Genomic DNA, 3,149 nt, shown 5'->3' on the forward strand with positions numbered 1-3,149 from the left:
CCCCTGCGGCACCGCCGCAGGGGCCTCCAGGCGTCCGCGGCCCGGTTCCGTTCCCGGAAAATCCGCTCAGGAGTCCAGCGGGCGCCGCAGCGAGGTGGTGCCGGCGCGCCAGGCGCCCAGCAGATGGTCGGCCAGGCGCTCCTCCAGCAGCTCCGTGGCACGGATGCCGAACACGACGTCGGCGGCGAGCTCCGGCTCGCGCGCCAGCAGGTCGCCGATGACGTCCCGGCGCATCACCTGCTCGTGGACCGCGTCCGCCTCGATGTGCTCGGTGAAGAACAGCACGCACTCGGGCGCGGCGCCCATCCGCTCCAGCGCCCTGGCCATCTTCCGCGCGCTGGGCGCGGTGCTGATCTCGGCCGCCGCGAAGTGGCCGACCAGCGCGCCGCGCAGGGCCCGGTGGAGCCCGCACAGCGACATCAGGTTGACCCCGGCGACGATCGGGGCGGGCACGTCGTCGAGGTAGCGCAGATAGGACGGGTCCAGGCCCGCGCCCGCCATCAGGTCGGCGAACAGCCGCGCGTGCACCCGCTCGGCGCGGCCCCCGCCGAACTCGTCGTACTCCACCGCGACCAGTGACGCCTTGGCCTGGCCGTCGAGGCGGGGGATGACCCAGGCGTGCGGGTCGGCCTCCTTGAGGTGGTAGACCGAACGGTGCGCGATGTACTCGCGCATCTGCCACCACTCGCCCTCGCGCAGCAGGAAGTCCGAGACGCCGCCGCCCTCGGCGGGCTCCACCAGCAGCGGGTCCAGCGCGGCGGTCACGTCGGAGTCGGCGTCGGTCCCGGTGAGGGTGTCCCGGCGCAGCGCGGCCAGGAAGACCCGCTCCAGGCCGGCGCGCAGCCGCAGCAGGTCCGGGTCCCACTCCCACTCGTCCGACACGCCCGCGAAGCCCCGGTAGTGCAGCTCGTAGCAGACGTACAGGGCCAGTTGCAGGTCGTCGCCGTACGGATCGGCGCCCTCCACGGCCGCCCCGAGGGACGACGGCAGCCGGGCGGGCGGCGGGGCGGCCAGGGCCTCCAGCACCGCCGCGCTCAAATCACCGCGCGGCGAGGGGAGTTCGGCGGTGACGGCGCCCGAGGGGGCCCCGCTCGCCGGGGTGGCCGCGGGGGCGGCTGTGGGGGCGGTCGTGCCGGTGGTGGTCGTCATGCTCGCTTGTGCTCCCTCGCGTCGGTCTGGGCGGCCAGCAGTTCCACCACCGCCCGGGGCCCGCCCCGCGCCCAGGCGCGCCGCTGCCGTTCGGCCCCGGTGCCCTGCTCGCGCACCGTCTCCAGCAGCCGCCGTACGGTCCCGGTGTCGCCGGTCTCCTCCAGCGCGGGCGCGACGTGCCGCAGCAGCGCGTCCAGCAGTTCGCCGGCCGGCACCCGGGCGCGGGAGACCGGATCGATGCCGGGGCCCCGCAGCCCGTACCGCGCCGCCGCCCACACCGCCGCCCTGGCCGCCCGGTCGTCCATCTCCGGCTCCGGCACCCCCGCCTCCAGCTCCGCCAGGGCCCGGCGCACCAGCGCCCGCCCGAGCGCGGCCTGGAGCACCGCGTCGTCGACCGTGGCCGCCGCGTCCGCGACCCGGAACTCCACCGTGGGCAGCCACGGCGAGGGGCGCATCAGCCAGAAGCTCATCCGGTCGTCGATCAGCGCGCCGTAGGACACCAGCCGCTCCACCTCGGCGTCGTAGGACGCCGCGTCGGTGAAGCGGGGAGGCATCCCGGCCGCGGGGAAGCGCAGCTGCTCCATCATCCGCCAGCTGGCGTAGCCGCGGTCGCGGCCCTCGCAGAAGGGGGAGTTGGCGGAGAGCGCCAGCAGCGTCGGCAGCCAGGGGCGCACCCGGTTGACCACGGCGACCGCGGTCTCCCGGTCGGGCACGCCCACGTGGACGTGGCAGCCGCACACCTGGTAGCCGTCCACGATGTCGGCGAAGAGGTCCGAGATGCGCCGGAAGCGCTCCCCCTCGGCCACCGGGGGACGTCCGTCGCTCAGCACGGCGGCCCCGGACGACAGCAGCAGCAGGCCCTCCTGCCGGGCGGCGTCCACCAGCCGGGCGCGGTCCTCCGCGAGGTCCCGGCGCACCTCCTCCAGGGTGGTGCACACCCCGGTGGCGGACTCCACCTGGCTGGAGAGGAACTCCGCCTTGTACCCGGAGCCGTCGGCGGCGGACGCCTCGTGGTGGGCGCGGCGCAGCACCGCCTCCGCACCGGGCACGGCGCGTGCGGTGGTCGGGTCGGCCAGGAGGAACTCCTCCTCGACCCCCATGGTCAGTCCCCCGGCGGTTCCATCCCTGGTCACGGCAGTGTGGGTACCCCCGGCCCGCCCGGTGAAACGGGCGGGGGGTTTCCGCGGGGGGGCCACGGGTACCGCGACCGTTCGCACCGAGCGCCGCCGGGCGGACGACCGAGCCCGGCGGCGCGGCGGGACCGGCACGGGTCCCGGAGGCTGATCGGCCGACGACACCCACGGAAGGAAACCCCCACATGGCGGGACGGCAGGAGACGACGGAGCGCGGGATCAGCGGCCGCGACGAGAACGTGGTGGCGCTGCTCATGCGGCAGCACGGCGAGATCCGCAACCTCTTCGACGAGGTGGAGGCGGCCGAGGGCGACGCCCGGCGCGAGGCCTTCCGCCGCCTGGTGAGGATGCTGGCGGTGCACGAGACCGCCGAGGAGGAGGTCGTCCACCCCTACGCCCGGCGCGGCATCGACGGCGGCGAGAGCGTGGTGGACCAGCGCCTGGAGGAGGAGAGGAAGGCCAAGGAGGCCCTGAAGGACCTGGAGGAGATGGACCCGGACAGCCCGGAGTTCATGCCCCGGCTGGAGGCGCTGCGGCACGACGTGGAGACCCACGCCCGCGCCGAGGAGCGCTACGAGTTCATCCACATCGAGCGCAACGCCGAGCCCGACCGGCTCCGCACCATGGCCAAGGCGCTGAAGGCGGCGGAGGCGACCGCGCCCACCCGCCCGCACCCCGGCGCGGAGACCGCCGCCGAGAACCTGGCCGTCGGCCCGCTCGCCGCCGTGGCCGACCGCGCCCGCGACGCCGTGCGCAAGGCCATGGGCAAGCACTGAGCGCACCGGCGCCCGCGGCGGTGCCGGGCCGTGCCGGGCTGTGCGGGGCCTCCCCCGGGAGGGGCGCCGGGCCGCCGCCCCTCCCGAGGGG

At 76.1% G+C, this 3,149-nt stretch carries 3 protein-coding genes; 1 reads left to right on the top strand and 2 read right to left on the bottom strand.

The window, feature by feature from the left end:
* Positions 1 to 66: 66 nt before the first annotated feature.
* Positions 67 to 1,149, bottom strand: a complete 1,083-nt coding sequence (locus tag QC029_RS30260; RefSeq protein WP_279559046.1) for an iron-containing redox enzyme family protein — start codon at positions 1,147 to 1,149, stop codon at positions 67 to 69.
* Positions 1,146 to 2,282 (bottom strand): glutamate--cysteine ligase, encoded by a 1,137-nt coding sequence (locus QC029_RS30265; protein ID WP_279559047.1) that lies wholly within the window; start codon positions 2,280 to 2,282, stop codon positions 1,146 to 1,148. The genes QC029_RS30260 and QC029_RS30265 overlap by 4 nt, the downstream gene beginning before the upstream one ends.
* A 185-nt stretch (positions 2,283 to 2,467) precedes the next feature.
* On the opposite strand from QC029_RS30265, the gene QC029_RS30270 reads away from it, so the two are divergent.
* Positions 2,468 to 3,058, top strand: a complete 591-nt coding sequence (locus tag QC029_RS30270; RefSeq protein WP_279559048.1) for a hemerythrin domain-containing protein — start codon at positions 2,468 to 2,470, stop codon at positions 3,056 to 3,058.
* Positions 3,059 to 3,149 lie beyond the last annotated feature (91 nt).

Origin of the sequence: Streptomyces sp. DH37 (assembly GCF_029813835.1) — a bacterium.
In the GTDB taxonomy this organism is placed as follows: Bacteria; Actinomycetota; Actinomycetes; order Streptomycetales; family Streptomycetaceae; genus Streptomyces.

Bases quoted from the DNA above. Each gene is read 5' to 3' on its own strand.
- QC029_RS30260 (WP_279559046.1), bottom strand. From the start codon at position 1,149: ATGACGACCACCACCGGCACGACCGCCCCCACAGCCGCCCCCGCGGCC.
- QC029_RS30270 (WP_279559048.1), top strand. From the start codon at position 2,468: ATGGCGGGACGGCAGGAGACGACGGAGCGCGGGATCAGCGGCCGCGAC.